Annotated in this window: 13 protein-coding genes; 7 read left to right on the forward strand and 6 right to left on the reverse strand. The window is 63.5% G+C overall.

Going from position 1 to position 13,064, the window contains the following annotated elements; genetic code table 11:
- Positions 1-83: 83 nt before the first annotated feature.
- The 5 genes from DVO78_RS16070 (at position 84) to DVO78_RS16090 (ending at position 4,770) form a co-directional block, all read left to right on the forward strand.
- Complete coding sequence (locus DVO78_RS16070; protein ID WP_338016588.1) at positions 84-1,769, forward strand: alpha-amylase family protein; 1,686 nt, start codon at positions 84-86, stop codon at positions 1,767-1,769.
- Positions 1,770-1,951: 182 nt separating this feature from the next.
- Positions 1,952-2,806 carry a hypothetical protein gene (locus DVO78_RS16075; protein WP_120006408.1) on the forward strand — a complete coding sequence of 285 codons (855 nt, stop codon included), beginning with the start codon at positions 1,952-1,954 and terminating at the stop codon, positions 2,804-2,806.
- Between the two features lie 28 nt (positions 2,807-2,834).
- Positions 2,835-3,827: a hypothetical protein gene (locus DVO78_RS16080; protein ID WP_120006410.1), complete on the forward strand. Its 993-nt coding sequence runs from the start codon at positions 2,835-2,837 to the stop codon at positions 3,825-3,827.
- A 279-nt stretch (positions 3,828-4,106) separates the two neighbouring features.
- Complete coding sequence (locus DVO78_RS16085; protein ID WP_120006412.1) at positions 4,107-4,301, forward strand: hypothetical protein; 195 nt, start codon at positions 4,107-4,109, stop codon at positions 4,299-4,301.
- 148 nt (positions 4,302-4,449) lie between these two features.
- Entirely contained in the window at positions 4,450-4,770 is a 321-nt protein-coding gene (locus DVO78_RS16090; RefSeq protein ID WP_120006414.1) for a hypothetical protein, read from the forward strand.
- Positions 4,771-4,963: 193 nt separating this feature from the next.
- Here DVO78_RS16090 and katG read toward each other — a convergent pair whose 3' ends face one another.
- From katG to DVO78_RS16115, 5 genes are all read right to left on the reverse strand, one after another.
- The gene (gene katG / locus DVO78_RS16095; RefSeq protein ID WP_120006416.1) at positions 4,964-7,285 is read right to left on the reverse strand and encodes a catalase/peroxidase HPI; all 2,322 of its coding nucleotides are present in this window, start codon (positions 7,283-7,285) and stop codon (positions 4,964-4,966) included.
- A 67-nt stretch (positions 7,286-7,352) separates the two neighbouring features.
- Positions 7,353-7,799, reverse strand: a complete 447-nt coding sequence (locus DVO78_RS16100; protein ID WP_120006418.1) for a Fur family transcriptional regulator — start codon at positions 7,797-7,799, stop codon at positions 7,353-7,355.
- A 123-nt stretch (positions 7,800-7,922) separates the two neighbouring features.
- On the reverse strand, positions 7,923-9,329 hold the full coding sequence (locus DVO78_RS16105) for a serine hydrolase (RefSeq protein WP_162301603.1): 1,407 nt from the start codon (positions 9,327-9,329) through the stop codon (positions 7,923-7,925).
- A 66-nt stretch (positions 9,330-9,395) separates the two neighbouring features.
- Complete coding sequence (locus tag DVO78_RS16110) at positions 9,396-10,442, reverse strand: LLM class flavin-dependent oxidoreductase (RefSeq protein WP_238385363.1); 1,047 nt, start codon at positions 10,440-10,442, stop codon at positions 9,396-9,398.
- Positions 10,443-10,573: 131 nt separating this feature from the next.
- Entirely contained in the window at positions 10,574-11,137 is a 564-nt protein-coding gene (locus tag DVO78_RS16115; RefSeq protein WP_120006424.1) for a CGNR zinc finger domain-containing protein, read from the reverse strand.
- A 78-nt stretch (positions 11,138-11,215) separates the two neighbouring features.
- On the opposite strand from DVO78_RS16115, the gene DVO78_RS18490 reads away from it, so the two are divergent.
- Together DVO78_RS18490 and DVO78_RS17810 are read left to right on the forward strand one after the other, a co-directional pair.
- On the forward strand, positions 11,216-11,728 hold the full coding sequence (locus DVO78_RS18490) for an alpha/beta fold hydrolase (protein ID WP_420799102.1): 513 nt from the start codon (positions 11,216-11,218) through the stop codon (positions 11,726-11,728).
- Entirely contained in the window at positions 11,616-12,026 is a 411-nt protein-coding gene (locus DVO78_RS17810; RefSeq protein ID WP_202912227.1) for an alpha/beta fold hydrolase, read from the forward strand. Before DVO78_RS18490 ends, DVO78_RS17810 begins: the two co-directional genes overlap by 113 nt.
- Positions 12,027-12,090: 64 nt before the next feature.
- Here the strand turns inward: DVO78_RS17810 and DVO78_RS16125 are convergent, their stop codons facing one another.
- Positions 12,091-12,990, reverse strand: a complete 900-nt coding sequence (locus DVO78_RS16125; RefSeq protein ID WP_202912226.1) for a bifunctional methylenetetrahydrofolate dehydrogenase/methenyltetrahydrofolate cyclohydrolase — start codon at positions 12,988-12,990, stop codon at positions 12,091-12,093.
- Positions 12,991-13,064 lie beyond the last annotated feature (74 nt).

A 13,064-nucleotide genomic window follows, 5' to 3' on the forward strand; every position in this document is an offset into this window, starting at 1 on the left:
CTCGCCGCATCGGCTGATGGTGCGGTCACCGCATACAGGCCCGTTGGAAGACCACACGAGAGGATTGAGTGACCCCTATGCGGATGACTGAGACAGCAGACCTCTGGTACAAGACCGCCATCATCTACTGCGTGGACGTGGAGACCTTCCTGGACTCCGACTCCGACGGCATCGGCGATCTGCGCGGGCTCGCCCAGCGGATCGACTACCTGGCCGAGGTCGGGGTGAGCTGTCTGTGGCTGATGCCCTTCTACCCCTCGCCGCGGCGCGACAGCGGCTACGACATCGCCGATATGTACGGGGTGGACAGCCGGTTCGGCGACCACGGGGACTTCGTGGAGCTGATCCGCCTGGCCCATGACCGCGGTATCCGGGTGATCGTGGACCTGGTGATCAACCACACCAGCGATCAGCACCCCTGGTTCCGCGCCTCGCGCCGTTCCACGGAGAGCCCCTACCGTGACTACTACGTCTGGCGCGACGACGACCCCGGCGACACCAGCGATCAGACCATGTTCCCCGATGAGGAGGACGGGATCTGGACCCTGGACGAGAAGACCGGCCAGTGGTATCTCCATCACTTCCTGCACACCCAGCCGGACCTCAACACTGCAAATCCCCAGGTGCGCGATGAGATCGCGAAGATGATGGGCTTCTGGCTGCAGCTGGGCGTCGACGGGTTCCGGGTGGATGCAGTGCCCTTCGCCATCAGTCAGGAGAACCTGGTCGGGGTGGATGAGCATGAGCTCCGGGAGCCCCACGACTACTTGAGGGCGCTGCGCAGGTTCCTGCAGCGGCGGGCAGCAGGACAGGGGTCTGCCATCATGCTCGGGGAGGTCAACCTTCCGCATGATGAGCAGCTGGACTTCTTCGGCGGCAAGGAAGGGGACCAGCTGACCATGCAGTTCGACTTCTTCACCAATCAGCGGATGTTTCTGGCGCTGGCCCGGCACCGGGCGGCCCCGCTGGCCGAGGCGTTGAGGTCCCGGCCCCGTGAGCTGGGTGCCGAGCCGCAGTACGCGAACTTCCTGCGCAACCACGACGAGCTGAATCTCGACCTGTTGGAGGAGAGCGAGCAGACTGAGGTGCTGGACGCCTTTGCGCCTGAAGAGCGTATGCGGTTCGCAGGCCGCGGTCTGCGCCGCCGGCTCCCTGGGATGTTCGAAGGAGATCCCCGCAGGCTGAAGATGGCCTATTCTCTGCTGTTCTCCCTGCCGGGCACACCTGTGCTGTTCTACGGCGAAGAGATCGGCATGGGAGAGAATCTGGATGTCCCGGGCAGGGAGGCCGTGCGTACACCGATGCAGTGGACCTCTGGCAAAAACGCCGGCTTCTCCACTGCTAAGCCCTCCCGGCTGAGCCGGCCGGTGACCCAAGGCGCCTTCAGCCCTGAGCACGTCAACGCCGCCGATGCACGTCGCGACCAGGAATCGCTGTTGCACCACATCACCCGGCTGGCCAAATGCTGCCGCGAGTCCCCAGAGCTCGGTTGGGGTGAGTGCACCCTCATCGACAGCGACTCTCCCGAGGTGCTGGTCCACCAGATGGGGTGGAGGGGGAAGTCCATGGTCATGCTGCACAACCTGGGACCGGAGCCGGCGGTGGTGAGCTTCGTGCTGCAGAACCAGGAGCCGGGCGCTGAACTGATGGACCTGCTCAGTGAGCAGTCCTGTGAGCTGGACCGGGACCGAGGAGCCCGCATGCCGCTGGACGGCTACGGCTACCGCTGGCTGCGCATCCTCGGTCACGGCGACCACCGGCTGGTCTGAGCTGTCCAGCGGCGGGGCACCGGTACCTCGGCATCCGATGGGTGCGCCCTCCCCAGGCGCGGTGTGTCAGAGAGCTACTCTGAGTAGGTCGCCCTTGCCCGCCTCCCCCGGCTCCGCCCAAGGGCGTGTTCAGCATTGCCAACTACCCTTGTCGAAAGAGTGTCCCCATAAGGAGGAATATTGTGAGGCGCGCTACCTTCCCCATTGCTGCAGTCGCCGCTGTCGGCCTGATCGGCTGCGGAAACCCCTTTGATGCCACTGACCTCGACGACGCCGACCCTGGTCAGCAGGCCGGTTCGGCCGCACCTGCTTTCGGTGAGATTCGCGAGGAGATGTTTTCCTCGATGCTCGCCGCTGACTCGGTGACCATCACTGGGCAGGTCGAAGCCGGCGAGGCGGATCTCGACGAGCTCTTCGAAGGGCTGGATGATGGGACCACTGGGCAGCTGGCGATCTCCGGAGCCCTGGACGGCACCAACTCGGAGATGAGTTTCTCCGCCGGCGGTTCCAGCTTCACCCAACGCGCGGTGGAGGCTCAAGAGTATTTCCACGGTGAGGATTTCGCCTCTCTTCTGGTCAGTGAGCTCGACGACGAGGTCGCTGAGTTGGTGGACCAGGAGTTCGTCGAGGAGACCATGGGTGACAGCTGGGTGATGTTCGACGATGCCGAGGGGTCTGTCTTCTCCGCAGCGGAGTTCATCACTACCTGGCAGAGCGAGCTTTCCGGCGAGGACGTCGATGCGATGAGCGCTGAGGCAGAAGATCGCGACGGCGAGCAGGTGTGGGTTTATACCGCAGACGGCGGAGACAGCGAATTCGTGGTGGCCGCCGACGGCGAGCCCTACCTGCTGGCCATCACCGACGAGGACTCCCAGTATGAGTTCGCTGATTGGAACGCCTCGGAGTCCCCGGAGGTCCCGGACAGTGTCATCACCCTGGACGAGATCTTTGAGGCTATCGCCGAGGAACAGGGGTGGGACCCTGAGGATCTTGAGAACGACGACGCCGGCAGCGGGGACGCGGCTCCAGACGCCTGATCCGCTGCACCGACCACTAGGAGGAACTATGCCTGAGAACACGCTCTTGAGGGCCACCGGACTCTTCGGTGTGGCAGTGCTGGCGCTGACCGCATGCACTTCGGGAGAGGACGGCCCCGCCGCGGGAGAGGACGACCCCACCGGTGATACCGGCCAGGAGGACCTGGACCCTGAGGGCGCTGAGGACCAGGGTGATACTCCCGGTGAGATCGCTGATGATCCCGATGAGGTCCCTGCACTGGCCGATATTGAGGACAGTCTGTGGGAGAACTCGAGGTCCCAGGACTCGGTGACGGTTCTCTCTGATGTCCCGGCCGCTGTACTGGGTGTCCAGGAGTCAGACGGCGAGGATGCTCTGGGCGATCTCGAGGATGAGGGCGATGACGCCGAGGCGGAGCCGGATGAGGATGCTGCCGAAGAAGCCCCGGAGAACATCGACGTGATCATCGGTGGAGACATGCTCGGCGATGGGTCAGTCTGGAGGGTCGAGGGCCTCATGGACTACCTGCTCTATGACACCGGAGAGACCATCTACCAGACGGTGGGGTCTTTCGTGGAGGAGTACCGGGAGTTCCAGCCCGATGAGGCTGCCGGACCCAGCGCCGATGAGCTTGAGGCTGAGTTGGCGTCGGCGGGCTCCTGGGTCGATGTGACCAGCACGCTGGTGGATCAGGTCGAGACGCCGGAGCGCTACATCGAACACATCGAGACTGAGGTGTTGGCGGCCGCCGGCATTGAGCTGTTCTCCGAGATCGGGTTCAGCGGCGAGGCGGAGAGCCGGGATGGTGAAGACGTGTGGGTCTATCTCCATGAGGAGGACGGTGAGTCCATAGAGCTCGTCGTTCTCGCTGACCGCGAAGAACCCCTGATCCGGGAGCTCTCCATGGAGTTCGAGGACGCGCAGCTCTCCATCACCTTTGCCGACTGGAACGAATCCGAGGGTCTGGCCGAGGAGGAGCCGGACGAGGAGGACGTCATTTCAGAGGAAGAGCTGGACGCCATCGGGCAGTCGTTGATGTGACAGGAGGCATCTTGATGGAGATCGGGAAAGCGGCGTGCGGTGTTCTCTGAGCTGGACAGATCCTTGGCAAAACCTGCCTGTGATGCCGGTTACCTGGACACTTGCTAAAAGTCTCCCCATAGTTCTCCTAAAACCCCCTGTTTCGGCTTCCGTTCGGGCCCGATCTGTGGTGATGATGGAGGCAGTTCACCCAGGGATGTGCAAAGACAGACCGGGGTGCAAGGCGGAAAGCCCGCCCAGCATCACACCCGATGCAGTCATGTACGGAGGTATCAAGCAATGGCTACCACCGATAATAAGCTTCGTTCGATCGCCGCAGTTCTCGGTATCGGTTCCCTGGCTCTGGTCGGCGTCACCGCGTGTGACAACGGCGACACCACTGAGGAGCCGGACAACGGCGTTGAGAACGGCGACGACGGCCTCGAGGACGATGGCCTCGAGGATGACGGCATGGATGAGGAAGACGAAGGCTGATCTTCCAGAACTGAACGTCTCACGTTCACGTCCAGCGTGAACCCCCTCTCGGACTTGTCCGAGAGGGGGTTCGCCGTTGAAGGAGAAAAACTCAATATCGGCTGAAAGCAACTACCTCAAAGACTGATCACCACGGAGGTTAATCCCCATGGCAGATATCAAGAACAACAAGCTTCGTACAGCAACCGGCATCCTGGGTGCGGGTGCACTGGCCATTTTCGGTGCCACCGCATGCGATGACACCGCTGACACCGGTGATGTGGATAACGGTGATGACAATGTCGTTGAGGACAACGGTGCCGATGACACCACTGAGGACGACGGCCTGGACGACGGTGTTGAGGACGATGGCCTCGATGACGAAGAGGATGAGGACCTCGGCCTTGACGACGACACCGAGGACGAGGAGGACAACGGCCTCTTCGATGAAGACGGTGACGATGAGGACGACGAGGACACTGACCTCTGATCGATAGGCCCTCACTCACCTAGCCGGATACGGCCTCAGGTGCTCCCCGGAAGGCATGCCTTCCGGGGAGCACCTTTCTCTGCGCCCCTCTTTTCGATGGCTTTCTGAAACCTGTCACAGCGAGAGGGGCCCGAGGCCGGTGCGATACCGGCCTCGGGCCCCTCTCTGCTGGACCGTTCGGGTGGGAGGAGAATCAGCCTGCTGCGGCGGTCTCCTGTGCGGTGGTGCGCAGGTCGAAGCGGTCTAGCTCAGTGACCTTGGTCCAGGCACTGACGAAGTCACGGACGAACTTCTCCTGGGCATCGTCGGAGGCGTAGACCTCCGCCACAGCGCGCAGCTCAGAGTTTGAGCCGAAGAGCAGGTCAGCCCGGGTGCCGCGTCCGAAGACCTCGCCGGTGGCATCGTAGGTGGCCTCGAAGGCGTGCTTGCCGGTGTCCAGAGCCTTCCACGTCTTGCCCAGATCGAGCAGGTTGACGAAGAAGTCGTTGCTCAGCGCCCCGACCCGGTCGGTGAACACCCCGTAGCCGGAGCCGTCCCAGTTGGTGCCGAGCACCCGCAGTCCGCCGACCAGCACCGTCATCTCCGGTGCCGAAAGCGACAGCAGATTCGCCTTGTCAACCAAAGCATGCTCGGCCGGAAGCGAGCTGTCCGGTCCCACATAGTTGCGGAAACCGTCGGTGACCGGCTCCAGGTAGGCGAAGGACTCGGTGTCAGTCTGCTCCTGGCTGGCGTCGGTGCGGCCCGGGTTGAAGGGAACCTCCACGGAGACACCGGCATCGGCGGCTGCCTTCTCCACTGCGGCGTTGCCGGCCAGCACGATCAGATCCGCCAGGGAGACCTTCTTTCCGGTACCGCCAGCATCTGCGTTGAAGCGTTCCTGAATGCCTTCGAGCACGCCCAGGACCTTGGCCAGCTGCTGGGGGTTGTTGACTTCCCAGTCCTTCTGGGGGGCCAGCCGGATGCGGGCGCCGTTGGCACCGCCGCGCTTATCTCCCTGGCGGAAGGTGGAGGCGGATGCCCATGCGGTGGAGACGAGCTCGGAGACGCTCAGACCTGAGTCCAGCACCGCCTGCTTCAGTGAGGCGGCGTCGGTCTCGTTGATGAGTTGGTGGTCCACAGCCGGCAGGGGATCCTGCCAGATGAGATCCTCATCCGGCACCTCCGGGCCCAGGTAACGTGCTTTCGGGCCCATGTCGCGGTGGGTCAGCTTGAACCAGGCGCGGGCGAAGGCGTCCTGGAACTGTTCGGGATTCTCGTGGAAATGCCGGGAGATCCTGTCGTAGTCGGGGTCTACGCGCAGGGAGAGATCGGTGGTGAGCATACGCGGCTCGCGCTTGCCGTCGCCATGGGCTTCAGGTACCAGGCCGTCGCCGGCACCGTTGGCCGGCCGCCACTGCCAGGCTCCGCCCGGGCTTTTGAAGACTTCCCACTCGTAGGCATAGAGGATATGGAAGAACTCGTTGTCCCAGCGGGTGGGGTGGTAGGTCCAGGTGACCTCCAGGCCGGAGGTGATCTGGTCATCACCCATGCCGCTGCCGTGGGAGTTCTTCCAGCCCAGGCCCTGTTCCTCGATGTCGGCGCCCTCCGGGTCAAGACCCAGGTGATCATCGGTGTTGGCCCCGTGGGTCTTGCCGAAGGTGTGGCCGCCGGCGATCAGCGCAACGGTCTCCTCATCGTTCATGCCCATGCGCTCAAAGGTCACGCGGATGTCATGAGCGGCCTTCGCCGGATCAGGTTCACCCTCGGGGCCCTCAGGGTTCACGTAGATCAGACCCATGTGTGTAGCGCCGAGCGGCTTGTCCAGGTTGCGCTCGCCGTCTTTCGCGAAGCGCTTGCCGCTGCCAAGCCACTCCTCCTCAGCGCCCCAGTAGACATCATCGTCGGGCTCCCACACATCCGGTCGCCCACCGGCGAAGCCGAAGGTCTTGAGTCCCATCGACTCCAGGGCCACGTTGCCGGCCAAGATCATCAGGTCCCCCCAGGAGAGCTGGCGGCCGTACTTCTTCTTGACCGGCCACAGGATGCGGCGGGCCTTGTCCAGGCCGATGTTGTCCGGCCAGGAGTTCAGCGGAGCGAAACGCTGCTGGCCTGTGCCGCCACCGCCGCGGCCGTCGACCGCACGGTAGGTGCCGGCCGAGTGCCAGGCCATACGGATGATCAGCGGGCCGTAGTGCCCGAAGTCAGCCGGCCACCAGTCCTGCGAGGTGATCAGCGTCTCCCTGATGTCCTGCTTGACCTGGGTCAGATCAAGCTTGAGGAACTCTTCGGCGTAATCGTAGTCCTCGCCGCCGAAGGGATCTGCGACCTGGGGATTTTTGGCCAGAATCTTCAGGTTCAGCTGGTTGGGCCACCAATACTTGTTTCCGCTTCCCCTAGTGGGGTGCGGCGGGCCGCCGGGAGCAGCCTCGGTGCTCGGATCGTCGGGGCCGGTTCCTGTGGCCGGGCCAGCGATGCTCGGGGCAGTGGACTGGCTCTCGCCGTGCGCCACGGGGCAACCGTTGGAATTTTCGGTCATGGGTTTCCTCTCTTGGGTGGGTGAAGGGCTCTCAGGCGGACATGCCTCTGCAGCCAGACGGCCGGCATCAGGCGGCCTCCGGTTCAGCGTCCCGTTGAGTCACACAGTCATGGCAGAGACCTCGGAAGACCACATCAGCGGTTTCGATGTTCATCGCCAGACCGGGTGACGGTTCCAGGCAGGGCGCGGCACCGTGCACACAGTCGACATCCTCGATCCGGCCGCAGGAGATGCAGACGGCATGATGGTGGTTGTCCTCAGTGCGCGTCTCATAGCGCGCCGCCGATCCCGGGGGGTCAAAACGGCGCAGCAGCTGATGCGCGGTGAGGTCATGGAGCACGGTGTACACCGACTGGACGGTGATCTCAGGAAGCACCTGGGCTACCTCGGCATGAATCGACTCAGCCGGTTGGTGCGGGTGCCGAAGAACTGCGTCGAGCACCGCCAGCCGCTGACGAGTGACGCGCAGACCGCGCTCCCGGAGCGTCTCTGGCCAGGGGTGCGACGTCGTCATGCTCACTATTTTGCCGTAAATCTGAGTAGTTCACAATTACATGACGGCGCCGGCGTATCGGCTTCAGGGGTGGTGGTCAGCGTAAGCTGACCCAGAGGTGAGCGAGGCTTACCCGCCGTGGGACTAGCTGGGGGGCTCCAGCTCCAGTGCATTCTGCGCCAAGTGGAGATACTCCATGCCGTCAGCCGCCACCTCCTCAGGATCTCCGCTGACCTGTATGACCACGGTGCGGGAGGCGCCGTCTGCTCCCTCAACGCGCCACGAGGAGGCAAGGACACCGGGCGAGGCCCCGTCTTTGTGGCCCAGGGTCACCCACCAAGGGGTCTCTGTGAAGACTCCTGGGTTGTCGCCCAGAATGCTGTCCAGCTCAGGGTGCTCGTCCCGGCGCGCATCCAGAGCCTCATGCACCGCTGCAATGTCCTCGGCGGCGGCGAACCATTCCAGGCCGCGCGCGGCGCCGTCGTCAGGCGTGAGGTCTGATGCTGATATGTCAAGCGGTGTCTCGGCGAGCTCATCGAGAATCTCTCGCTGGCGCTGCTCATCGGATTCGCTGTACTCCAGGCCCAGTTCTTGGTCGCCCCAGCGCAGCTGGAAGAGGTCGCGAGTGGTCAGCAGCGGCTGGAGCAGTTCAGGGTCGTGATGGCCGGTCTCATGGGCTGACTGCTCGACGGCACCGCGGCCCACATGGTCGATCAGCAGGTCAGTGGCTGTGTTGTCGCTGATGGAAATCATGGCATGAGCGGCGTCGTAGACGCTGAGCTCATGGCCGGGGTCTTCGTGGTGCAGCTGGCCTGAGGGCAGGCTGATGTGCTGCTCATCCAGCTCCACGGTGTCATCCCAGGAGGTTTCACCCTCGTCAATGGCCGCCACCAGGGCTTCCAATACCCACAGTTTGAAGATGGACGCCATGGCAGCCGGCTCGTCGGCGTCGATGGTCAGGAGCTCCTCGTCATCCTCGGCGACCAGCAGTCGAACCTCCGCCGGCATCTCGCTGAGCCGCTGCTCGATCTCGTCGAATGACTCGGCAGGCTCACCCTGGTCCTGGGCAAGAGTGAGGAAGAGGACGGTGAGCAGGCCTTCGTCGTCGAGCTCAATATGTAGGTCGAATTCGCTGTGCGGATTTTCTAGGCGGGTGCGGGATGCGGTGTCAGTGCTGAGGTAGTCGGTGGCCGTCAGCGGGGCCACCGGTCGCAGGTCCTGGTTGATTGTCTCAGCCAGCTCGGATTCATCCATCTCTGCCAGAAGCGCCTCGCTGAGCCTGCCCTCCCAGTCCACGGCGGTGGACTCCTCCTCCGCGTTGAGCACCTCCAGGGTGTGCTCAGTGGCCTCGCCCACGGCAGTGCTGGGAAAGTCGACCGGTTCGGGCTCGGCAGCCTCCTCCTGCTCGCCCGGGACGCCCTCGACTGTGGCGGTGGCTGCATCGGCGGGGGCGCCGTCGTGCGTCTCATCGCCGCTGCCGCAGGCGGTCAGTACCAGGGTAACGGCGGCAGCCGAGGCGAGCGCAGACAATCCAACGAGAGAATCAGCCATAGGTCCCATTCTGCCGCAGATGCCGATCTTGTCTTGATGACTTGTCCTACACCAGACTCTTCCTCTTTACGGTTTCCAGCCCAAAGGCTTGGCGACGTGCTCGATGATGTTGCCCAGCAGGTGGGCGTTGTAGTCCACCCCGAGCTGGTTGGGGACGGTCACCAGCAGGGTGTCGGCTTCCGCGACGGCTTCGTCCTTGGCCAGCTCTTCGACCAGCTCATCGGGCTCGGCGGTGTAGCTGCGGCCGAAGACCGCGCGGGTCTTCTCATCGATCATGCCGAACTTGTCCTGCGTGTCACGTTGTCCAAGGAAGTAGGCGCGGTCCTGGTCAGAGACGATCGGGATGATCGAGCGGGAGACCGAGACCCGTGGCGTGAACCCGTGGTCGTTCCCCGCTTCTTTCTGGCGTGCCCATTCCTCCCGGAAGATCCGGATCTGCTTGGCCTGCTGGATGTGCAGCGGCTCCCCGGACTCATCATCCTTCAAGGTGGAGCTCATCAGGTTCATGCCCTTCTCTGCGGCCCATTTGGCGGTGGCATTGGACCCAGCGCCCCACCAGATGCGCTGACGAAGACCCTCAGAGTAGGGTTCAAGGCGCAGCAGTCCGGGTGGATTGGGGAACATGGGCCGCGGATTCGGCTCGGCGAAGCCCTGGCCCTGGAGCATCTGCAGGGCGACTTCGGTGTGTCGACGCCCCATCTCGGCGTCGGTCTCTCCCTCTGCCGGGTGGTAGCCGAAGTAGCGGAACCCGTCGATCACCTGTTCTGGAGATCCGCGGGAGATGCCCAGCTGCAGCCTTCCGCCGGCGATCAGATCAGCGGCACCAGCGTCCTCAGTGAAATAGCCGGGATTCTCATACCGCATGTCGATGACACCAGTGCCGATCTCGATGCGTTCGGTCTTGGCGCCGATGGCAGCCAGCAGCGGGAACGGGCTGGCCAGCTGCCGGGCAAAGTGGTGGACCCGGAAGTAGGCGCCGTCGGCCCCTAGCTCCTCGGCGGCCACTGCCAAATCGATGCTCTGCAGCAGCGTGTCTGAGGCCGACCGGGTCTGCGAATGTGGGGAGGGGGTCCAATGCCCAAAGGACAGAAAGCCGATCTTCTTGGTGTTCACTTTCTCCTCAACCATGGTGTGGCGCGGTCAATTCCTTAGGTCAGGTTCTCGTACGAGTGATCATCACAGCTGATCCCCAGCTCATCAGCCGGGCAGATCAGAGCGGGTGCGGACCCCTCGTCGCTCAGCGGTCAGCCTCCGGGCTTGGTGCCGAGTCTAGACGCATGACGCTGTGCCTTCATCCTGTTGCCGCACCTGCGCATTGAGCACCATCGTCGTTTGTCAGCTCGGGAAGTGTCCAGGAACAGGAGCCCGCATCGGTCATGTTCGCATTCCCTGACCCGGTGTGCACCTGGGTCGTCTACCAGGGCGACCAGGTCATCGGCCAGAGCGCCGAGCAGTTCGTTCGTGGAGTTGATCTGATGCTGGGTCGTGACAAGCTGATTGCCTTCAAGGGCAAGATGGTGAGATGCAGGCCGTCCTGCGTATGTGTTGATCAGAGTGATGTGCTGTGGGTCAGGCTCGTCTGCGGAGGGGCGGAGGAGAGCATACGTCACTTCCCGAAAACACCGAGCCTCCCTGAGGGTGGCGGCTGTTGCGTCGAAAGGCTGGTCAGCCAGTCTGCAGGAGACCGCCCAAAGCCCCAGCTTCGCCGGCGCGACCAGCGTCTCCCTGGGGTCTGGCGACCAACGGTCGCGGTAGGTGTTGATGAAGTCAAGGCAGGCGCTGCCGCTGAGGAACAGCCAGTCTTTCATGACGTCGATTGTAAACTAACCCTATTAGATGGTTAGATACATCACATGCGATACACCGCGCGCCTGTCGAAGATCAAGATGAGTTACGTCGACACCGGCAGCGACCAGCAGTTGCTGGTGCTGCTGCATGGGTGGCCACAGACGGCGCAGTGCTGGGAACGGATCATCCCCGCTCTTGCCAAGGACTACCGAGTGGTCGCACCTGATTTGCGCGGCTATGGGCTCAGTGACAAGCCGCAGAGGGGTTATGAGAAGAAGTCGATGGCCCAGGATGTGCGCGAGTTGATCGACGCTCTTGGATTTGCCCAAGCGCGGATCGTGGGCCATGACCGCGGAGCACGGGTCGGACACCGATTTGCGCTGGATTACCCGGAGTCGATCACACACCTCACGGTGCTGGATGTAGCACCTACGCTGCACACCTTCCGAGGAAGCAGCCCCGCGGTAGCGCAGAAGTACTGGCACTGGCTCTTCCACATTGCAGCCGGACCTGCCAGAATTGCTGGTCGGAGAACACATCGCGGACTACCTGCGTTACTTCTTCGAACACTGGACAGTTCAACGATCACGCCTGCAGGACTCGATTCCTGACTACATCGCGGCCCTTTCGAGCCCAGGCGCGCTGCGAGCAGGCTTCGATGACTACCGCGCCACCACCGTAGACCTCGAACACGATGCCGCCGATCTCGCCGCCGGCCGCTCCGTCGAGATCCCGGTCCAGGCCTTGTGGGGTGAGTCCGGGCTGCCTGCGGGAATGGATGTCCTCGCGGCCTGGAAACCTTTCGCGCCGAATGTGTTCGGGCAGTCGATCCCCGATTGCGGTCACTTCCTCCCGGAGGAGCAGCCCGAAGCGCTCCTTGCTCAGCTTCAGCCCTACCTGAGCAGCTGAGGACTGTCCCGATTCAGTGACTGACGGAAAGCGAGCGTGGGCCGGGCGCTGACCCGGTGCGGAGTCATTTCTTGACCGTGGCCTGTTTTTCGGCGCTGAGCACCACGTTCTGCAGCAACTCCACCCGGGTCATCGGCCCCACGCCGCCCGGGTTGGGGGAGTACCAGCTGGCCACCTGCTCGATCCCCGGAGCAAAGTCCCCGGAGATGACGGCTTTCCCCGTGGTTGGGTCCACCTCGCGGGTCACCCCCACATCCAGGGCGATGACGCCCCGCTTCAGATCAGCGGGGGCGATCATATGCTTCACCCCGGCAGCACCGACGACGACGTCCGCCTCGCCTAAGTGCCGGGGCAGGTCCTGGGTGCCGGTGTGGCAGAGGGTCACCGTGGCGTTGATCGCCCGCCGGGTCAGCAGCAGCCCGATCGGCCTGCCGATGGTCACCCCGCGGCCAACCACCACCACATGTTTGCCGGTGAGGTCGATCCCGTAGTGGGCCAGCAGATCCACACAGCCCTTGGGAGTGCAGGGCAGCGGTGAGGTCAGCTCCTCGTTGACCTCGGCCACCAGGCGTCCCAGATTCATCGGATGCAGTCCGTCGGCGTCCTTGTCCGGATCGATGGTCTCCAGGACCTTCTGCTGATCCAGATGCTTCGGCAGCGGGAGTTGGACGATGTAGCCGGTGCAGGCGTCGTCGTTGTTCAGCTGCTCCAGCTCTGTCAGCAGGTCGGCCTCGGAGATATCCGAAGGCAGCTCCACCTGAATGGAGTTGATGCCCACCTGCTGGCAGTCGCGGTGCTTGCCGGCCACATAGGATTGGCTGGCCGGGTCGGAGCCCACCAGCACGGTGCCCAGCCCTGGGGTGATGCTCCTGGCTGTGAGCGCTCTGACACGCTCCGCCAGATCTGCCTTGATGGCCTTGGCGGTGGCCCGGCCGTCGAGTACCTGTGCAGTCATCAGTGTCAGTTCACCAGTCCTCGAGACCCTCATAGAGCGGGAAGTCTGCGGCAAGTGTGGCTACTCGGGCCTTCAACGCTGGG

The organism is Nesterenkonia muleiensis, assembly GCF_003600155.1.
Classification (GTDB): Bacteria; Actinomycetota; Actinomycetes; order Actinomycetales; family Micrococcaceae; genus Nesterenkonia; species Nesterenkonia muleiensis.

What these genes read in the sequence shown, in the direction of transcription:
- DVO78_RS16090 (WP_120006414.1), top strand. Translation starts at nt 4,450, where the DNA reads ATGGCAGATATCAAGAACAACAAGCTTCGTACAGCAACCGGCATCCTG.
- DVO78_RS16115 (WP_120006424.1), bottom strand. Translation starts at nt 11,137, where the DNA reads ATGAAAGACTGGCTGTTCCTCAGCGGCAGCGCCTGCCTTGACTTCATC.
- DVO78_RS16070 (WP_338016588.1), top strand. Translation starts at nt 84, where the DNA reads ATGACTGAGACAGCAGACCTCTGGTACAAGACCGCCATCATCTACTGC.
- DVO78_RS16105 (WP_162301603.1), bottom strand. Translation starts at nt 9,329, where the DNA reads ATGGCTGATTCTCTCGTTGGATTGTCTGCGCTCGCCTCGGCTGCCGCC.
- DVO78_RS16085 (WP_120006412.1), top strand. Translation starts at nt 4,107, where the DNA reads ATGGCTACCACCGATAATAAGCTTCGTTCGATCGCCGCAGTTCTCGGT.
- katG (WP_120006416.1), bottom strand. Translation starts at nt 7,285, where the DNA reads ATGACCGAAAATTCCAACGGTTGCCCCGTGGCGCACGGCGAGAGCCAG.
- DVO78_RS18490 (WP_420799102.1), top strand. Translation starts at nt 11,216, where the DNA reads ATGAGTTACGTCGACACCGGCAGCGACCAGCAGTTGCTGGTGCTGCTG.
- DVO78_RS16100 (WP_120006418.1), bottom strand. Translation starts at nt 7,799, where the DNA reads ATGACGACGTCGCACCCCTGGCCAGAGACGCTCCGGGAGCGCGGTCTG.
- DVO78_RS16080 (WP_120006410.1), top strand. Translation starts at nt 2,835, where the DNA reads ATGCCTGAGAACACGCTCTTGAGGGCCACCGGACTCTTCGGTGTGGCA.